The 15,590-nt window shown below is 63.3% G+C and carries 18 protein-coding genes and 1 pseudogene; 7 read left to right on the plus strand and 12 right to left on the minus strand.

Annotated features, from left to right (window positions below; all coding sequences use genetic code 11):
- Positions 1-187 (plus strand): annotated as a pseudogene (locus DTX69_RS29520) (transposase); the annotation flags it as partial.
- Positions 188-281: 94 nt separating this feature from the next.
- Here the strand turns inward: DTX69_RS29520 and DTX69_RS29525 are convergent.
- The 10 genes from DTX69_RS29525 to DTX69_RS29565 all read right to left on the minus strand — a co-directional run bounded on the left by DTX69_RS29525 (position 282) and on the right by DTX69_RS29565 (position 9,538).
- A complete protein-coding gene (locus DTX69_RS29525) occupies positions 282-923 on the minus strand; it encodes a glutathione S-transferase family protein (RefSeq protein WP_119305184.1) in 642 nt (213 codons plus the stop codon).
- A gap of 123 nt (positions 924-1,046) precedes the next feature.
- A complete protein-coding gene (locus DTX69_RS30500; protein WP_162917689.1) occupies positions 1,047-2,165 on the minus strand; it encodes a hypothetical protein in 1,119 nt (372 codons plus the stop codon).
- Positions 2,099-2,896 carry an ORC-CDC6 family AAA ATPase gene (locus DTX69_RS29530; RefSeq protein ID WP_119305185.1) on the minus strand — a complete coding sequence of 266 codons (798 nt, stop codon included), beginning with the start codon at positions 2,894-2,896 and terminating at the stop codon, positions 2,099-2,101. Before DTX69_RS29530 ends, DTX69_RS30500 begins: the two co-directional genes overlap by 67 nt.
- Positions 2,896-3,228 (minus strand): metallophosphoesterase, encoded by a 333-nt coding sequence (locus DTX69_RS31180; protein WP_119305186.1) that lies wholly within the window; start codon positions 3,226-3,228, stop codon positions 2,896-2,898. Before DTX69_RS31180 ends, DTX69_RS29530 begins: the two co-directional genes overlap by 1 nt.
- A gap of 102 nt (positions 3,229-3,330) precedes the next feature.
- Positions 3,331-5,274 carry a threonine--tRNA ligase gene (thrS, locus tag DTX69_RS29540; RefSeq protein WP_119305187.1) on the minus strand — a complete coding sequence of 648 codons (1,944 nt, stop codon included), beginning with the start codon at positions 5,272-5,274 and terminating at the stop codon, positions 3,331-3,333.
- 269 nt (positions 5,275-5,543) lie between these two features.
- A complete protein-coding gene (locus tag DTX69_RS29545) occupies positions 5,544-6,008 on the minus strand; it encodes a VOC family protein (RefSeq protein WP_162917690.1) in 465 nt (154 codons plus the stop codon).
- A gap of 67 nt (positions 6,009-6,075) precedes the next feature.
- Entirely contained in the window at positions 6,076-6,813 is a 738-nt protein-coding gene (locus tag DTX69_RS29550) for a helix-turn-helix transcriptional regulator (RefSeq protein WP_119305189.1), read from the minus strand.
- A 2-nt stretch (positions 6,814-6,815) separates the two neighbouring features.
- Entirely contained in the window at positions 6,816-7,457 is a 642-nt protein-coding gene (locus tag DTX69_RS29555; RefSeq protein WP_119305190.1) for a class I SAM-dependent methyltransferase, read from the minus strand.
- Between the two features lie 69 nt (positions 7,458-7,526).
- Positions 7,527-8,510, minus strand: coding sequence for an NADPH:quinone oxidoreductase family protein (locus tag DTX69_RS29560; protein WP_119305191.1), 984 nt, complete (start codon positions 8,508-8,510; stop codon positions 7,527-7,529).
- Entirely contained in the window at positions 8,510-9,538 is a 1,029-nt protein-coding gene (locus DTX69_RS29565) for an asparaginase (RefSeq protein ID WP_119305192.1), read from the minus strand. Before DTX69_RS29565 ends, DTX69_RS29560 begins: the two co-directional genes overlap by 1 nt.
- Before the next feature lie 139 nt (positions 9,539-9,677).
- Here DTX69_RS29565 and DTX69_RS29570 point away from each other — a divergent pair, with 139 nt between their 5' ends.
- Positions 9,678-10,154, plus strand: coding sequence for a DinB family protein (locus DTX69_RS29570; RefSeq protein WP_119305193.1), 477 nt, complete (start codon positions 9,678-9,680; stop codon positions 10,152-10,154).
- On the opposite strand, the gene DTX69_RS29575 is transcribed toward DTX69_RS29570, so the two are convergent.
- Both DTX69_RS29575 and DTX69_RS29580 read right to left on the minus strand, forming a co-directional pair.
- Entirely contained in the window at positions 10,155-10,370 is a 216-nt protein-coding gene (locus DTX69_RS29575; RefSeq protein ID WP_119305194.1) for a hypothetical protein, read from the minus strand.
- Positions 10,371-10,403: 33 nt separating this feature from the next.
- Entirely contained in the window at positions 10,404-10,997 is a 594-nt protein-coding gene (locus tag DTX69_RS29580; RefSeq protein WP_119305195.1) for a CGNR zinc finger domain-containing protein, read from the minus strand.
- Positions 10,998-11,093: 96 nt separating this feature from the next.
- Here DTX69_RS29580 and DTX69_RS29585 point away from each other — a divergent pair, with 96 nt between their 5' ends.
- From DTX69_RS29585 to DTX69_RS29605, 5 genes are all read left to right on the plus strand, one after another.
- Positions 11,094-11,987, plus strand: a complete 894-nt coding sequence (locus DTX69_RS29585) for a DMT family transporter (protein ID WP_119305196.1) — start codon at positions 11,094-11,096, stop codon at positions 11,985-11,987.
- Between the two features lie 81 nt (positions 11,988-12,068).
- Positions 12,069-12,620, plus strand: coding sequence for a TrmH family RNA methyltransferase (locus DTX69_RS29590; RefSeq protein WP_119305200.1), 552 nt, complete (start codon positions 12,069-12,071; stop codon positions 12,618-12,620).
- A 64-nt stretch (positions 12,621-12,684) separates the two neighbouring features.
- Positions 12,685-13,197, plus strand: coding sequence for an invasion associated locus B family protein (locus DTX69_RS29595; RefSeq protein ID WP_162917691.1), 513 nt, complete (start codon positions 12,685-12,687; stop codon positions 13,195-13,197).
- Positions 13,198-13,201: 4 nt separating this feature from the next.
- Positions 13,202-14,347 carry a 23S rRNA (adenine(2503)-C(2))-methyltransferase RlmN gene (gene rlmN / locus DTX69_RS29600; protein ID WP_119305198.1) on the plus strand — a complete coding sequence of 382 codons (1,146 nt, stop codon included), beginning with the start codon at positions 13,202-13,204 and terminating at the stop codon, positions 14,345-14,347.
- A 14-nt stretch (positions 14,348-14,361) separates the two neighbouring features.
- Positions 14,362-15,384: a tetratricopeptide repeat protein gene (locus tag DTX69_RS29605; RefSeq protein WP_162917692.1), complete on the plus strand. Its 1,023-nt coding sequence runs from the start codon at positions 14,362-14,364 to the stop codon at positions 15,382-15,384.
- The last annotated feature ends 206 nt before the right edge of the window (positions 15,385-15,590 follow it).

Genomic DNA, 15,590 nt, shown 5'->3' on the forward strand with positions numbered 1-15,590 from the left:
TCCTCCCGGCCTACTCCCCGGACCTCAATCCGATCGAACAGGTCTTCGCCAAGCTCAAGACGCTCCTGCGCAAGCTCGACGCGCGCACCATCGAAACCACCTGGCGCGGCATCGGTCAACTCATCGACGTCTTCACACCACAGGATGCGCTAACTACTTCAGAAACTCAGGATACGCTTCAGAATGAAGGAATCACGCTCTAGGCCGCGTGGTTGGATCGCGCCTGTTCGGTAATGCAGAGCTGCTGCTTCGCTTCGACCCGCGCTCAGTCAACAGATCAGCTAATTCGGCCGCGCCTCCGGCCCATAAGGAACAACCGGATAGCCCGGCCCGATGATCCCCGCGACCCGGTCGACCCAGCGCGCGATGTTGGGAAAGCCCGCCAGCGGAAATCCGCAATCGTCGGCCAGGTGCGCATAGGCATAGTTCGCAATGTCCGCGATGGTGAAATCATCGCCGCCGAGGAACATGCTCTTGGCGAACGTGCGCTCCAGCGCGGAGAGCGCCCGCACTGCCGCATCGCGCTTGCCCGGCACCAGTCCCGCGTTGATCTCGAGCCGCCCGGTCAAGGTCCAGAAGCGCAAGGAGCCGATCACCGGCTCGACGTAGTACTGCTCGAAGAACAGCCACTGCATCACCTTGGCGCGCGCGTAGCGCCCCTCCGGTGAACTGGCGGCCGGCATGAAGCGCGTGCCTTCGGCAAGATAGGTGAGGATCGCATTCGATTCCGCGATCGCGCGGCCGTCCTCCAGCACCAGCACCGGCGTCGCGCCCACGGGGTTCTCCGCCAGGAACTCCGGCGTGCGACTCTCGCCGGAGAAGATGCCGACCGGCTCGCTGCGGTAGGCAATGCCGAGCAGGCCGAGGAGGACGCGGATCTTCCAGCAATTCTGGGAGGGGGCGTATTCGTGGAGGGTGAGCATCACTCAGCCTTGCAGAGTTCGCCAACTTGCAGATCATCTACCTTATTGGAATGGGTATGCCTCCGGGATATTGCCCGCTCCTACAGATCAGGCCCGCTCGACGAAAAGCCCGCATCGCGGTGATCATGCGCCAGAGGCGGCATCGAACTCGAGTTCAACGCTCCGAGGATTACTGCTATCAAAGATCTTATACAGCCAGGCCCATCCATTCGCCGCATCTGACCGCTCACGGTATCGTTCCGGCACACGGCAGACCAACGGTATGCTCGAATCGAGAATCGCGATTAGTCCCATCGCTAGCGCATGTGGCTTTGTACCGAGACAGAACATTCCAACCTCGTGACTGGGTGCATACGACCGAATCACGGATTGCAGATGGCCCAGGGTGGCTCTCACATCAAAAGCCGGAAGCTCCACGAGCTTTGTTGAACCAAATCGACGTTTCATCGCTGAAGTATCTTCTCGCACTTTCTTATCGATGGCCTCTGACGCACCGGGCACAGGTACAAGCAACGTCATGCTGTCGGGCTCATATCTCCGTACGAAGCGTTCCAAGCTTGCCACGTCAGCGCCGACAGAAACTATCGAGTGTCGAGGGGCGCCCGCTCTGATTTCGCCTTCGAGAAATGGCACCTGAATTGACTTCCAGCTACCCTCTGTAAACTGGAACCCATCAGAAACACCACCGCCTGAGTAATCCGTCTCGGAATAGAAGACAGTGACTCGATGAAAAACCCCCAAACCTATACCCGCAGCAATGATTTGCGAGAAATACGACTTAGGCATAGTCGAGATATCTATCGCAACGGAGACCGGCTTGGTTTCATCGGCAGCAATCTCCGCTAGCACTGATCTCAGCGCCTCTTGGACGCGTACAGTGCTCACTGAAGGCGGAAGGACGACGATGCGGACGTCTTTCGCAACTTCCGACGCAAAAGTCCGCAGAATTTCCGCGTGAAATGCTCTGTTATTGTCTGAGCTCAATGGCTCAAACCGGAATACGTACGCCTTATCGGCGGAAATCTGTGAGCACTTCGTTATTGCAATCGCGCGCGGTTCGTAGCTTGCACAAACGAACAGAATGTCGAAATGACCAAGCTGAGCAGAACCTGTCTGAATACGCTGTTGGCCGATGTTGAGATAGCCTACTGAAACGTTGCTGGAAGACTGAGGGGTCAAAACGTCAGTTCCTCCTGCATTGGATCCGATATAGTCATCTTGTCGACGGCCATCGCCGCCCATAATTTCGGATCGGTGACCGTTGGTGCAGAACATATCTCTGCAACCATGTCAGGTGGCAGAAACGCTGGTTCGTACGGACCACGAAATGAAAAGCCGTATTTAGGAGCAAAGCGCCTATGAAGCCTGAACCTGATCTGTTGGATGGACCCGTCATCCGGGCCAACATTAACAGCTTCGCCGCGCAGCAAGCCGTCAGCTTCCCCACGCGAAAGAACCTCCACCACAAGACTACGAGTATCCTGGGTTGGCGATACCCCCGACTTGCGCAGATTTGCTAGGTCGACAACGAAGACACCGCGCTCGGTTGTCCGAACATCGCGATGCAGGAGAGCTGTCAAGGCGCCCAAGCTGTCGACAAGTTTACTTAGCTCGGCGAAGTACGTATCACCAGAGTTCTTGATTCCAGCGAACTTAGAATTGGCGGCACGAACGACTGCTTGACGTTGCAAATCGATCCCTAGGGGTGATCTGCGTCGATAGAAACTCCGAAGCTTATTCGTTGGAGCCGAGTAAACGTCATAAATCTCACCCATTATCTCGAGGTAGTCTCGAATGCAGCCATCGCTGAGGCCAAAAACAACATTCAGCCCCGCATAAGGCACGCTCCTGACGCGAAACTTATGGCACATCGCGATCAATGCGCTGCGTTGCTTTCTGCGCAAATATGCTGCCAGTCGCCTAAGCTCTAGCTTGCTTAATGAAGATAGGGCGCCGAAGGGGATCTGCGGCATCAGCTCCCCGGAACCACGAGCATTCGGTCGCTTGAAATCGGCGCCGCACCTTTGTTGAGAAATGCACTCTCTAGGAACCGAAGGCATTTGGCGAATGCCGCCTTATCTCCCCTAGACGTCAAATCTCCCATCAAGAGAATGGCGTCACATTCAGTCGAGCTTAATACTGCCTGGATCTTGCGAGTGACGAGTTGAAGGGCCGAGCTGCCAACTCTTGCTGCCAGCGCTGAGGGAAACGCGGGGTCCTTTAGATCAGCCTGGACGGCTGCCTGGGCCGCCTCAGGGAAATGAACGTCACCCACTTGGAGGAGTCTTATCTTTTCTCCGGGCATTCTTCCCCACAAGCCTAATCAACCATATAAGGATACCTAGGCTTTTGGGTTAATCAACTATTGAGTTTTGAGCACTTGAGCAGCCCTCTACCGATGATGCACTCACCCCGGCACCCTTGCATCCCTCTTCAGCACCTCCACTGCCTCCGCCAGCGGCATCATCTTCTGCCCCTCTTCGCCCAACCGACGCACGGCGACCGTGCCGGCTTCCTGGTCGCGTTTGCCGACGGCGAGGATGAGGGGGATCTTGGCGAGAGAGTGCTCGCGGACCTTGTAGTTGATCTTTTCGTTGCGCAGGTCGAGTTCGCTCCTGAGGCCCGCTTCGACCAGCGCCGCGTTCACCTTGCGCGCGTAGTCGTCGGCGTCGGAGACGATGGTGCAGACCACGGCCTGCTGGGGGCTGAGCCACAGTGGCAGGTGGCCGGCATAGTGCTCGATCAGGATGCCGATGAAGCGCTCCATCGAGCCGAAGATCGCGCGGTGCAGCATCGCCGGGCGCTTCTTCTGGCCGTCCTCGGCGACATAGTGGGCGTCGAGCCGCTCGGGCAGCACGAAATCCATCTGCAGCGTGCCGCATTGCCAGGTGCGGCCGATCGTGTCCTTGAGGTGGAACTCGAGCTTCGGGCCATAGAAGGCCCCTTCGCCCGGCGCCATCTCGTATTGATAGTTGGTGGCGTCGATCGCGGCCTTCAGTTGCGCCTCGGCCTGGTCCCACACCTCGTCGCTGCCGGCGCGCTTCTCCGGCCGGTCGGCGAAGCGGATCTTCACGTCGGTGAAGCCGCAATCGTGATAGATGCCGAACAGCAGGCGGCAGAACCGGATGCTCTCCTCCTTCACCTGCTCGGGCGTGCAGAAGATGTGCGCGTCGTCCTGCGTGAAGTTGCGCACGCGCATGATGCCGTGCAGCGCGCCGCTCGGCTCGAAGCGGTGGCACGAGCCGAACTCCGCGAGGCGCAGCGGCAGGTCGCGATAGCTCTTGAGCCCCTGGTTGAAGATCTGCACGTGGCAGGGGCAGTTCATGGGCTTCAGCGCGAAGATGCGCTCGTCGGGATGGCCGGCGAAATGCTGGATGCCTTCCTCGTTCTCGGCGAGATACATGTTCTCACGGAACTTGTCCCAATGTCCGGATTCCTCCCACAGCTTGCGATCGACCAGCTGCGGCGTCTTGACCTCAAGATAGCCGCCGTCCTCCAGCCGCTTGCGGATGAAGTTCTCCAGCGTGCGATAGAGCGTCCAGCCCTTCGGGTGCCAGAACACCATGCCGGCCGCTTCCTCCTGCTGATGGAAGAGGCGCATCTCCCGCCCCAGGCGCCGGTGGTCGCGCTTCTCCGCTTCCTCGAGCTGGTGGAGATACTCCTTCAGCTGTTTCTCGTCCGCGAACACCGTGCCATAGATGCGCTGGAGCTGCGGGTTGTTGGCATCGCCGCGCCAATAGGCGCCGCTGAGCTTCATGATCTTGAAGGCCTTGCCGAGCTTGCCCGTCGAGGGCAGGTGCGGCCCCGTGCAGAGGTCGAGCCAGTTGCCCTGGCGGTAGATCGAGATCTCCTCTTCCTTCGGAATCGCGGAGACCCACTCGGCCTTGAAGCTCTCGCCATGCTGCTTGAACCAGGCGACGGCCTGGTCGCGGCTCCACACCTCGCGCGTGATCCGTTCGTCGCGGTCGACGATCTCGCGCATGCGCTCTTCGATCTTCGCAAAATCCTCCGGCGTGAAGGGCTCTTCGCGGTGGAAGTCGTAATAGAAACCCGTCTCCGTCGCCGGGCCGAAGGTGATCTGCGTGCCGGGATAGAGCTCCTGGACGGCCTCGGCCATCACGTGCGCGGCGTCGTGGCGCAGCAGCTCCAGCGCGTCCGGGTGGGTCTTGGTGACGATCTCCAGCTTCGCGTCAGTGGTGATGGCGTGGCTGAGGTCCTTCACCTCGCCATTGAGCTTCACGGCGAGCGCGGCCTTGGCGAGGCCGGGCCCGATCGCGGCGGCCACCTCGGCCCCCGTCACCGGATTGGGAAACTGGCGCTGGCTGCCATCCGGCAGCGTAATCGTCGGCATGGTCTTTTTCTGGTCAAGAGTTGCAAAAAGCCGCGAAACGGGCGGCAGGGCCGCACCATTGGGGATGGAAAGCGGGGTGTCAACTCCTCCTGCCCGGCGAGAATCGCCAAATGCCGATGACACAGGCGGTACTTCCCTCCCCGAGGCGGGGGAGGGTTAGGGTGGGGGCGAGGCGGTTCAGCTTGGCTCAAGCATGCGGCGGAGAGAACAACCCCCACCCCAACCCTCCCCAGCTTGGGGGAGGGAGACATGACAGATCGCTCGCAGGCTTACTGCGCCAGCGGCCCCTGGTAGGTCACGAAATCCAGCGCCAGGCCACCTGGCGCGACGACGGAGAAATGCCGCTCGCCCCAGGGTTCGTCGCGCAACGGCACGGCGATCGGGATCCCGGCGCCTTCTGCGCGGCGGTGGACCTCATCTACGTTCGGCACGGAAAAAGTGATCCAGGCGCCATGGCCCGGATAAGCGCGGCGGAAGATCGGCGCCTGGCCTTCTTGCTCGGGCTTGAGGAACGCGATCTGGTTGCCTTCCAGTGCCAGCAGTACGAACCAGTCGCTCTCGAACAGGGGCTTGAAACCGAGCTTCTGCTCGAAGAAGGCCCGCGTCGCTGCCAGGTCCTCGCTGACATAGCCAGCATAGAGGCCGACCTGCTGACCGGTGAAGATGGGTTCGGCCTCGGCGCCAGTGCCGGTCGTCAGTGCAGCCGTGAGGACTGCGGATTTCAGCAATTTCATGGTTGCCTCCTTGGCTGTGCGCAGGCTAGGCGCGAGGCAATCCACGGGATTGTAGAAATGCGACCGATCAGGGCCTGAACATCTTCGGCGTGGTGCCGGCGAATTCCCGGAACTCGCGGATAAGGTGCGCTTGGTCGACATAGCCGCCGGCGGCTGCGAGATCGGCGCCGCTCCGCACGCGGCCGCGCGACAGCAAGGCGGCGGCGCGGCGAAAGCGCGTGATTCGCGTCAGCATCTTGGGGCTGGTGCCGAGATCGCGCCGGCATTGCCGTTCGAGATGCCGCCGCGTCACGCCGAGCTTCGCGGCGAGGTCGCCAATGCGCAATTGTCCGCCGTGTGCGCCGATCATTCGCGCCGCCGCCTCGCCCAGGTCGGGCACATCATGGCCGGCGGAGAGATGGTTGAGGTGCCTGGCGATCAGAGCGGCGCGATCCTCGAAGCTGTGCGCGTCCGCCAGGCGCCATGCCAGATCGCGATCACCCCGCAGCAGGCAGGGCGCGTCACGGTCGGTGAACTGCGACAGATCGACGTGGTCGAGGAAACGATGCGCCGTGCCGGGCCGGAAGCGCACGCCGCAATAGACCGTAGCTGCGATAAGCGCCACATCGCGCGGCCGCGTCGTGGTGCCGAAGGCGATGGAACGCGGCGCGCTGATCCCGAGCGCCCAGACCAGATCGAGGCTGCCGTCCGGCAGGATGCGGAAGGTCTCGTCATCCTCCGCCGGCCGGCCGCCCTGCCAGAAGCCGAGCACGAAGCGGCGCAGCGCGCCCTCGGCAGTCTGCCACTGCGGCAGGGCATTAAGCATCACTAGGCGACGGAACGGTGCTCCGCCGCCCGGCTAGTGTGGGTGAGGGGCTTGCGATAAACCCAGACGTGGGCCGGCGGCAGGTTCTGCAGCACGCGGTCCTCGACCTCGCCATGCACGCCGAAGCGCCTGCGCGGGATAGGAGAGAACAGGCTGTAGGTGAACTGGATCAGCGGCGCGCCCGGCTTCAGCACGCTGAAGATCTGCGCGGTGATGCGGTCCTGCAAGCTGCGCTTCATCGTGATGAGCGGCAGCGACGAGACGATCGCCTTCACATGATCGATGCCTTCGCGCCGCAGCAGCGACTGCAGCTTCGCGGCGTCGCCCAGCAGCACCTTCACGCCGGGATAGCGCTCCTGCAGAAGCTTGTGCAGTGTGGGATCGCGCTCGAGCACGATCAGCTCTTCCGGCGGCGTCCCGGCCTTGAGCAGCGCCTTGGTGACGGAACCCGTGCCGCCGCCCAGTTCCACGACATAGCCTGGACCGCGCGGCACCTGGCGCGCCATCGCTGCCGCCAGCTCCGGCGACGAAACGGCGACGGCCCCGATCTTGCGCGGGTTCTTGAGCCACAATTTGAACAGCAATCGCGATTCAGCGAGCATGGGAAGTGCCGTTCCGACCAGTGCGTCACGGAGGGTTAACATGCCCCTTCCGGAGGGGCCTCACAATGGAAAAACGCTGCGAGCAACAGGGATTAGCACAAAGCACGGCTGCTAAAAGGTCGCACCCGTCAGCAGCACGACCTTTCCGGTCGATTGCCGGCTTCGAATCAACTCCAAGGCTTGCCGGAAGTCGGCCAGCGGCAGGCGGTGGGAAATGAGCGGCTTGAGCTGGCCAGCCTGCACCATGCCGTTCAGGGACAGAAACGCCTGCGCGACGAGGTCTGGCCGGCGCTGGCGCCAGGAGCCGAAATAGAAACCCATGGCCGCGACATTCTTGACCAGCAGAATATTGGCGGGAATCTGCGGGACTGGCCCGCCCGCGAACCCGATGATCAGGATCCGCGCATTCCAGTTCACGACGCGCAAGGATGCCTCGAAGGCGCTGCCGCCGACCGGGTCGTAGACGACATCGACACCGCCAACCAAGGCCTTCACCCGCTCGCGGATGTCTTCGGTCTTGTAGTCGATGACGTGATCGGCGCCGTGCGCCTGGGCGACGGCGCATTTGCCGGGCCCGCCGGCCGTCGCGATCACCCGCGCGCCGAGCGCCTTGCCGATCTCGACTGCCGTGAGGCCGACGCCGCCCGCCGCGCCGTGGACCAGCAGGGTTTCGCCGGCGCGCAGCTTCGCCTGCTCGATCAGTGCCAGATAGGAGGTGCCATAGGCGATCGGGAAGCCCGCTGCCTCTGCTTCATCCAGACCCTTGGGCGCGAGATAAACCGCCTCGGCCGGCACGATCGCGCCCTCCGCGAGGCCGCCGGCCTCGGGAATCGTCATGACGCGGTCGCCGACCTGGACATCGGCGACCTCCGGCCCGACCGCCTCCACGACGCCGGAGGCTTCGAAGCCCGGCACAAACGGCGGCGCGTGCTTCACCTGATACTTGCCAGCGGTCACCAGCAAATCGGCGTAGTTGAGCCCCGCGGCAGCGATGCGGATGCGCACCTGTCCCGGTCCCGGGTGGCCGGGGTCCGGCAGCTCCTCGATCGCCAGCCCATCGATGCCGGCGAGCGCGCGGCAGACCAGCGCTTTCATCAAAAGGCGGGTCGGATGTGACCGGTCGGCGTACCGGCCCAGTTCTTGACGACCGGCATCAGGGTCGGCGTGAGCGTCTCAGCCATGTCCTCGTCGATCACGCCGAGATGGCGCAGCACCTGGCCCATCACGACCTCGGCGGCGCGCGATGCGCCGTCGGTCACCTTGATGCAGATGCCGAGGCCATGTTGCGGCAGCGCGCCGCAATAGACTCCCTCGGCACCGACCTTGATCGCGGCCTTGCCGGGGACCGCGGCCATGATCTTGGTGCAGAAGCGGTCGGTGCCGGCGACCATGAACGGATCCGCCATCATCGCGTCGAGGATGCGGCGACAGGCGGCCGCGCGCTCTTCGCTCAGGTGATGCGGATCGGCCATCTGCGCCATCGCGAAGGCGGTGTTGGCGATCGGGATCGCGATCACCGGGATGCCGCACCCATCGATCCCGCGCGGCACGTCGCCCAACTCGCAGCCCGACATCTGCTCCAGAATACCGAGCAGGCGCTGCTGCACCGGATGCTCATATTGGATGTAGCCCTTGGTCTTCTCGCCGAGATGCACGGCGGTCGAGAGGAACCCCGCATGCTTGCCGCTGCAGTTGTTATGGGCGCGCGTCGGGCTCTGCCGCGCCTGCACCAGCGCGCGCATGGTCGGTTCGTGCGGCGGATAATGCGGCCCGCATTCCAAGTCTTCGACGCCAAGCCCGATGCGATGCAGCCAGCTCGTCACGGTCTCGACGTGGCGCGGCTCGGCATTGTGCGAGGCGGTGGCCAGCGCGATCTCCCCCTGGCCCAGCTTGAAGCGGTCCGCAGCGCCACTTTCCACCAGCGGAATGGCCAGCAGCGGCTTGATGGCGGAGCGGCCATAGATCGGCAGCTCGACATCGCCCCAAGCGCGCACGATGCCGCCATGCGCGTCCACCACCGCGACGCTGGCGTGATGGCGGCTCTCCACCATCCCGCCGCGCACCACTTCGGCGAGAACCGGAGAGGAATCCTGCGGCAACTCGGTCTTGACCTGGACGCTCATACACCTGCTTTCCTGCTGTTCGCGCCACCTTGCCGCCGGAGAGGGTGGGATGCAAGGCAGCTTTGTCGCGAGACAAGTTCGTGCTGGCGCTCGCACGGAGCACGGCGATAATCCCAACGCATTTCGAGGACCGTATGCGATGCAAATCCTTTCCCAACTCGCTGCCATGCCCGATGAAATCGCCGGCCTGATATCCCAGGTTCCAGCCGAGAGACTGGCCTGGGTGCCGCCGACCTGGGAGGGAATCCCGGGCGAACGCTTCACCGCGCTGAGCCAAGCATGCCATCTGCGCGATATCGAGATCGACGGCTATCACGTGCGCTTCGGCCGGACCTTGCGCGAAGACCGGCCGGATCTCGTTTCGATCGACAGCTACGAACTGGCCCGGGAACGGAACTACGAGGCCGACAATGCCGACGCCGCCATCGCGGCGTTCCGTGGAGCGCGGCGGGAGACGATCGCGATGCTCAGCATGACGCGCGAAGCGGACTGGGACCGCACGGCGACGTTCGCGGAATATGGCGAGGTCAGTCTGCGCGGCCTCGCCCACATCCTGCGCAGCCACGATTTGCAGCACCTCGCCTGCCTGCACTGGCTGCTGGCGAAGATGGCGTGATCAGGTGCGTTCGCGCCAGGCAGCCTCTTGCCCGGCGTCATAGTCGCGGAAGGTCTTGACTAGGGCCTGCAGCACTTCGGCCGAAGTCTCGCACATCGCCTTGAACTTCGGTTCGTCGACTTTCTGGATGTCCTCTCGCAACTCGGTGATGGTGTCTTCCAGCCGCGCGGCCAGTTCCGATGTGTGATGCCGCGGATTGCGGTCGTCGCGTCCCATGCTCTCCTCCTTGATGAGCGTCTTGTTAACCGCTCAGGCGGAGGCGCGCTCCCGGTAGCGCCGCACCTTGTCCTTGGTGCCGCAATCGTCCATGGCGCACCAGCGGCGCGACAGGTTCTTGCTGTCGTCGTGGAACAGCCAGTGGCAATCATGGGCTGGGCAGCGTTTGATGCGCCGCAGATCGCCGGTTAGGAGGTCGCCGGCATCGCGTGCGATCCGGTGCCGCAGGCGATCGATCGCCGCAGGCGCAGAATCTCCGATCGCATAGCCGTCCTTGGTGGCTACGATGCGTTCGGCCGCGCGCGCTTCGGCTAGTTCCGTGTTCAAGAGAGCGAGGTCGCCTTCTCGCGGCGCGCGATGCTCGGCCAATGCATGAAAGATGCCGATCAAGGCGGCGCGCAGCCGGCGCAGCCGCGCCAACGCCTGCGGGCTCGGCGCGCGATCGAGGACGATGCCCGCGCGCTTCGCCCAGCTGGTGAAATCCGCAGGCTCCACTATCCGGTCTCGCAAGGCCACGCGTCGCGCCGGCGACAGCGAGTTGCAGAAGTCCAGCGCGATCCGCCCCGCCAGGAACTCATGTTTGGGCAGGTCGATTTCGGCTGCTGGGTGTGCGTCGGTGGCGGACATGTTCGGCTATCTCACATATATCACCAGTAAAAATCAATTGACCGGTTACGCTTGTCAACGCCAAATGTCACCAGCGATATTTTGATAGGTGGTTACATGGCTGAGGCATTGGCTGGCGTGCAACGGGCTGCGGCGCCTCAGATCGACAAGGGCGCCTTGCGGACTGCGCTGGGCGGCGTCTTCATCTCCGGCCTCGGGCCGCTGCTGGTGCGGGATTCACCGGTTGATGCCGCGGCGACGGCATTCTGGCGGCTGGTGATCGCGCTGCCGGCCGCCCTCTGGTTGGCGCGCCGGACCGCACCCTTGCCGCTGAAGGCGAAGGCCCTGGCGGTCCTGGCCGGGCTGCTGCTGGCGGCGGACCTGGTGTTGTGGAACCGCGCCATCGTCACCACCACCATCCTTGAAGCCAGCTTGCTGGTGATGATCTACCCGCTGCTCGTAGCGCTCGGCGGTTTCCTGATCTGGCGGGAGCGGATCACCCGCTGGCTCGGGCTCGGCGGTGCGCTCGCCTTCGCCGGCCTCATCATCATGACGCTGGGACCAGTGAGCGGTCAGTCGAGCGTCTCCGGCAATCTCTACGCCGTGGTGGCGGCCCTGTTCTATTCCGGCTGCATGTTGGTCACCGGCCGTCTGTGCCGTGCCTATCCGACAATCGCGGTCACGGCCTGGTCATTCGTCGGCGCGGCGCTGGGATCGTTGCCCGCCGCGTTGCTGGAAGACCGGTTTCTGGCGCCCGACGTTCATGGCTGGGCCTATCTCGCGCTCTATGGCGTGCTCACCTTGGTGGGCTATCTGCTGATCAACCGCAGCCTCGGCAAGCTGCCGACAGCCTTGGTGGCGGTGCTGGGTTACGGGCAGCCGGTGGTCGCGACCACACTCGCGATCCCCCTGCTGGGCGAGGTGCCGGCTCTCGGTGATCTCGCGGGCGCGATCGTCGTGGTGGCCGGACTGATGCTGGCGACTCGGCCGGCGAAAGTGGCGGAAATCTAGCGCGCACAATCACTAACATCCGTTTGCTTGCCTTCCGACGCCGCGCTGTCTTAGCTTTGCTGCATGGGCGAAGCGAGGACCATGCGGGGCTACTTCGGACTCGGGGTCGAGGGCATCTCGAAGCCGATGAATCTCGGCGCGATCTTGCGCACCGCGCACGCCTTCCGCGCCAGCTTCGCGTTTGCCATCCAGCCGGCGATCGATGTCGATGAATTGCTGCAGTCAGATACCTCGATCGCGATCGAAAACATGCCGGTTCATGTCCATCCCTCGATCGACCGCTTCACCTTGCCGATGGGCTGCCGGCTGATCGGCGTCGAAATCACCGAGGACGCGATCGACCTGCCGAGTTTCAAGCATCCGCTGGCGGCCGCCTATGTACTGGGCGCGGAGCAGGATTCGCTGTCGCCGGGGCTCACCCAGCGCTGCGACTACGTGGTCAAGATTCCCACCCGGTTTTGCGTCAATGTCTCGGTCGCGGCGGCGATCGTGATGTATGACCGCATGATCAGCCTTGGCCGGTTCGCGGAGCGCCCGGTCCGGGTGGGCGGGCCGGTGACATCGCTGGCGCCGCACCGACGCGGCTTGCCGAAATGGAAGCAGCGACGCTTGAGGGAAGCGGGCGAAAGCTGACTAACACCTTACAAGGGCTGGATTTTTGCCGCCGGCTCTGGTAGCAGATCGGATGGCTTGGGACATGAGGGCAAGACTTTTTTCCTGGATCTTGGGTATCGGCGGAGCGCTCGCTCCGGCGGTCACACAGGCTGAGGAAATCGGAAATTTCGGGGCCTGGTATGCTTTCACGCAGGGTGAGGGCGCGGAGAAGCTGTGCTACATGATCTCGGCGCCGAGCCAGTCGCTGGGGCAGATCCCCAATCGCGGCGAGGTCGGCCTGATGGTGACGCATCAGGTGGGCGGCAAGGTGCGAGACCAGGTGAGCGTGGCCTTGGGTTTCGAACCTCACAAGACCAGATATACCAAGGCCAAGGTTGACAAGACCGGCAACATCCTGCTGCGCCTGGTGGACGGCGACCGGGTCTGGATACGCGACTCGAACACCGACCGGACAATAGTTGCCCGAATGAAGAAAGGCGCTGAGTTGGTGGTGACCGGAATGACCAGCAACGGCGTCGCCTCGCAGGACACGTTTTCGCTGGATGGATTCACCAGGGCCTATGCGGCGATCAGCCTGGCCTGTGGCTTGAAGTAGAGAGATGAGCACCGAAAAACACGCGGAACAATTCGCTCCGCCCGAAGTGGACGAAACCGGCCGGCGCAACCTGGTCGGATTGTCGCGCGAGGAGCTGAGCCAGGCGATGGCAGAGATCGGCCAGCCGGCCTTTCGTGCACGCCAGCTCTGGCATTGGATCTACCACCGTGGCGTCACCGATTTCGCGGGCATGAGCAACCTGTCCAAGGAATTCCGCGCCGGCCTGGCGGAGCAGTTCGTGGTCGGCCGGCCGTCCGTCTCGGTCGACCGGCAGTCGGTCGACGGCACGCGCAAATGGCTGCTGAAGTTTCGCGACGGACAGGAGGTGGAATCGGTGCATATCCCGGAAGAGGATCGCGGCACCCTCTGCGTTTCCTCCCAGGTCGGCTGCACCCTCACCTGCAAGTTCTGCCATACCGGGACCCAGCGCCTAGTGCGCAACCTGTCGGCGCCGGAGATCGTCGCCCAGGTGATGCTGGCGCGCGATCATCTTGGCGAATGGCCAAGCCCGAAGGACGGACGCCTCATCTCCAACATCGTCATGATGGGCATGGGCGAACCGCTCTACAATTACGACAACGTCGCGAAAGCACTGAAGATCGTGATGGACAACGAGGGCATCGCGATCTCCCGGCGCCGCATCACGTTGTCGACGGCCGGCGTGGTGCCGATGATCGAGCGCTGCGGGGCGGAGCTTGGCGTTATGCTCGCGATCTCGCTCCATGCAGTGACGGATGAGCTGCGCGACCGAATCGTGCCCATCAACAGGAAATACCCGATCGCCGAGCTGTTGAACGCCTGCCGCAACTATCCGGGGCTCAACAATGCACGGCGCATCACCTTTGAGTACGTGATGCTGAAGGACGTGAATGACAGCCCGGCCGATGCGCGCGCCTTAGTGCGGCTGTTGAAAGGCATTCCAGCCAAGGTGAATCTCATTCCGTTCAACCCCTGGCCCGGCGCGCCGTTCGAGCGCTCGACACCGGAGCGCATCGCGGCCTTCAGCGACATCGTGTTCAATGCCGGCTATGCCAGCCCGGTCAGGACGCCGCGCGGCGAGGACATCATGGCCGCTTGCGGCCAGCTCAAGAGCGCCAGCGTGAAGGAGCGCCGCTCCGCCCGTGACGCTGCGTTGCGCGCGGCAGTCTAGTGCGTCCCCTTCTGGTGAGCGCGCTGCTGGTCCTGGCGGCAACAGCGGCCTTCGCCGATGCCGAAGAAGGTGCGATCGTGCAGATGCGCGAGGCCTGCAGGCAGTCGGATGCGCCGCAGACTCAGATCGATGCCTGCACCACGCTAATCAAGGCACTACGCCCGCAGGGCAGGGAGCTGGCGCAAGCGCTCTATCATCGTGGCGTCGGCTACGCGGCGAAGACGGACTACGCCAATGCGGTGCGCGATTTCACCCAGGCGCTGAAATTCGCGCCGAACTCGACCGACGCGCTCTACAACCGCGGTGGCGCCTATACCAAGCTAGGCCAGTGGGACGATGCGTTGGCGGACTTCAATGCACTGCTCGCGATCGTGCCGAATGATCCCGACAGCTTCTATGCGCGTGCCTGGGTTCATGCGCAACGCGGTGATGACAAGGCCGCGATCGCCGATCTCGATCGGGTGCTCAGCATTGCGCCGGATGACCAGGAGGCGCTGCTGGACCGCGGCGGCATGAGCATCCGCGCCGGCCGTTACGATGATGCGATCAGGGATTTCGGCCAACTGCTGAAGCTCGACCCGAAAGCCGCGGCCGCTGCCTACAACCGCGGTCGTGCCTACTATGCGAAGCAGGATTTCAAGAATGCCGCCGCGGATTTTGCGCTGGCCTTGAAGCTGCGGGCGGACAATCCCTACGCTGCGCTGCGTCTCTATCTTGCCCAGTCACATCTCGGAAAGGGCGATGCGGCGGTGCTGAAGAAAGGGATCGACAAGCTCGACCCCAGCATCTGGCCGCGGCCGCTTTTGGAGCTGTTCACAGGCACCGGGGAGGATCCGGCGTTGATCGCCGGCATCAATGAACTGCCGTCGACGCTGCGCACCGACGTGCTGTGCGAAGCGCAGTATTACTTGGGCGAGCGCGCTCTGCTGAAGGGCGACAAGCGCAAGGCGCGCGACTATTTCGCCGCGGCCGCCGGCGCTGCCAGCACCACCACCGAACGCATCGACGCAAAGGCCGCGCTGGCACGCGTGGAGTAGGCGGCGGACGCACGCACCTTTCTCCAATTTCGTCATGGTCGGACTTGGTCCGACCATCCACGAGTTTCGATGTGCGAAGCTCGTCGCCTGCAGGCAAACTCGTGATGGTGTGGACGGCCCCCGCGCGGCATCGATGTGCCAGAATGAGGTCGTTGCAGATCTCATTGAAGGGAGCCGTCCATGGATAAGCTTATCCGCATTGGCAT

This window comes from Dongia deserti (assembly GCF_003574735.1).
GTDB lineage: Bacteria > Pseudomonadota > Alphaproteobacteria > Dongiales > Dongiaceae > Dongia_A > Dongia_A deserti.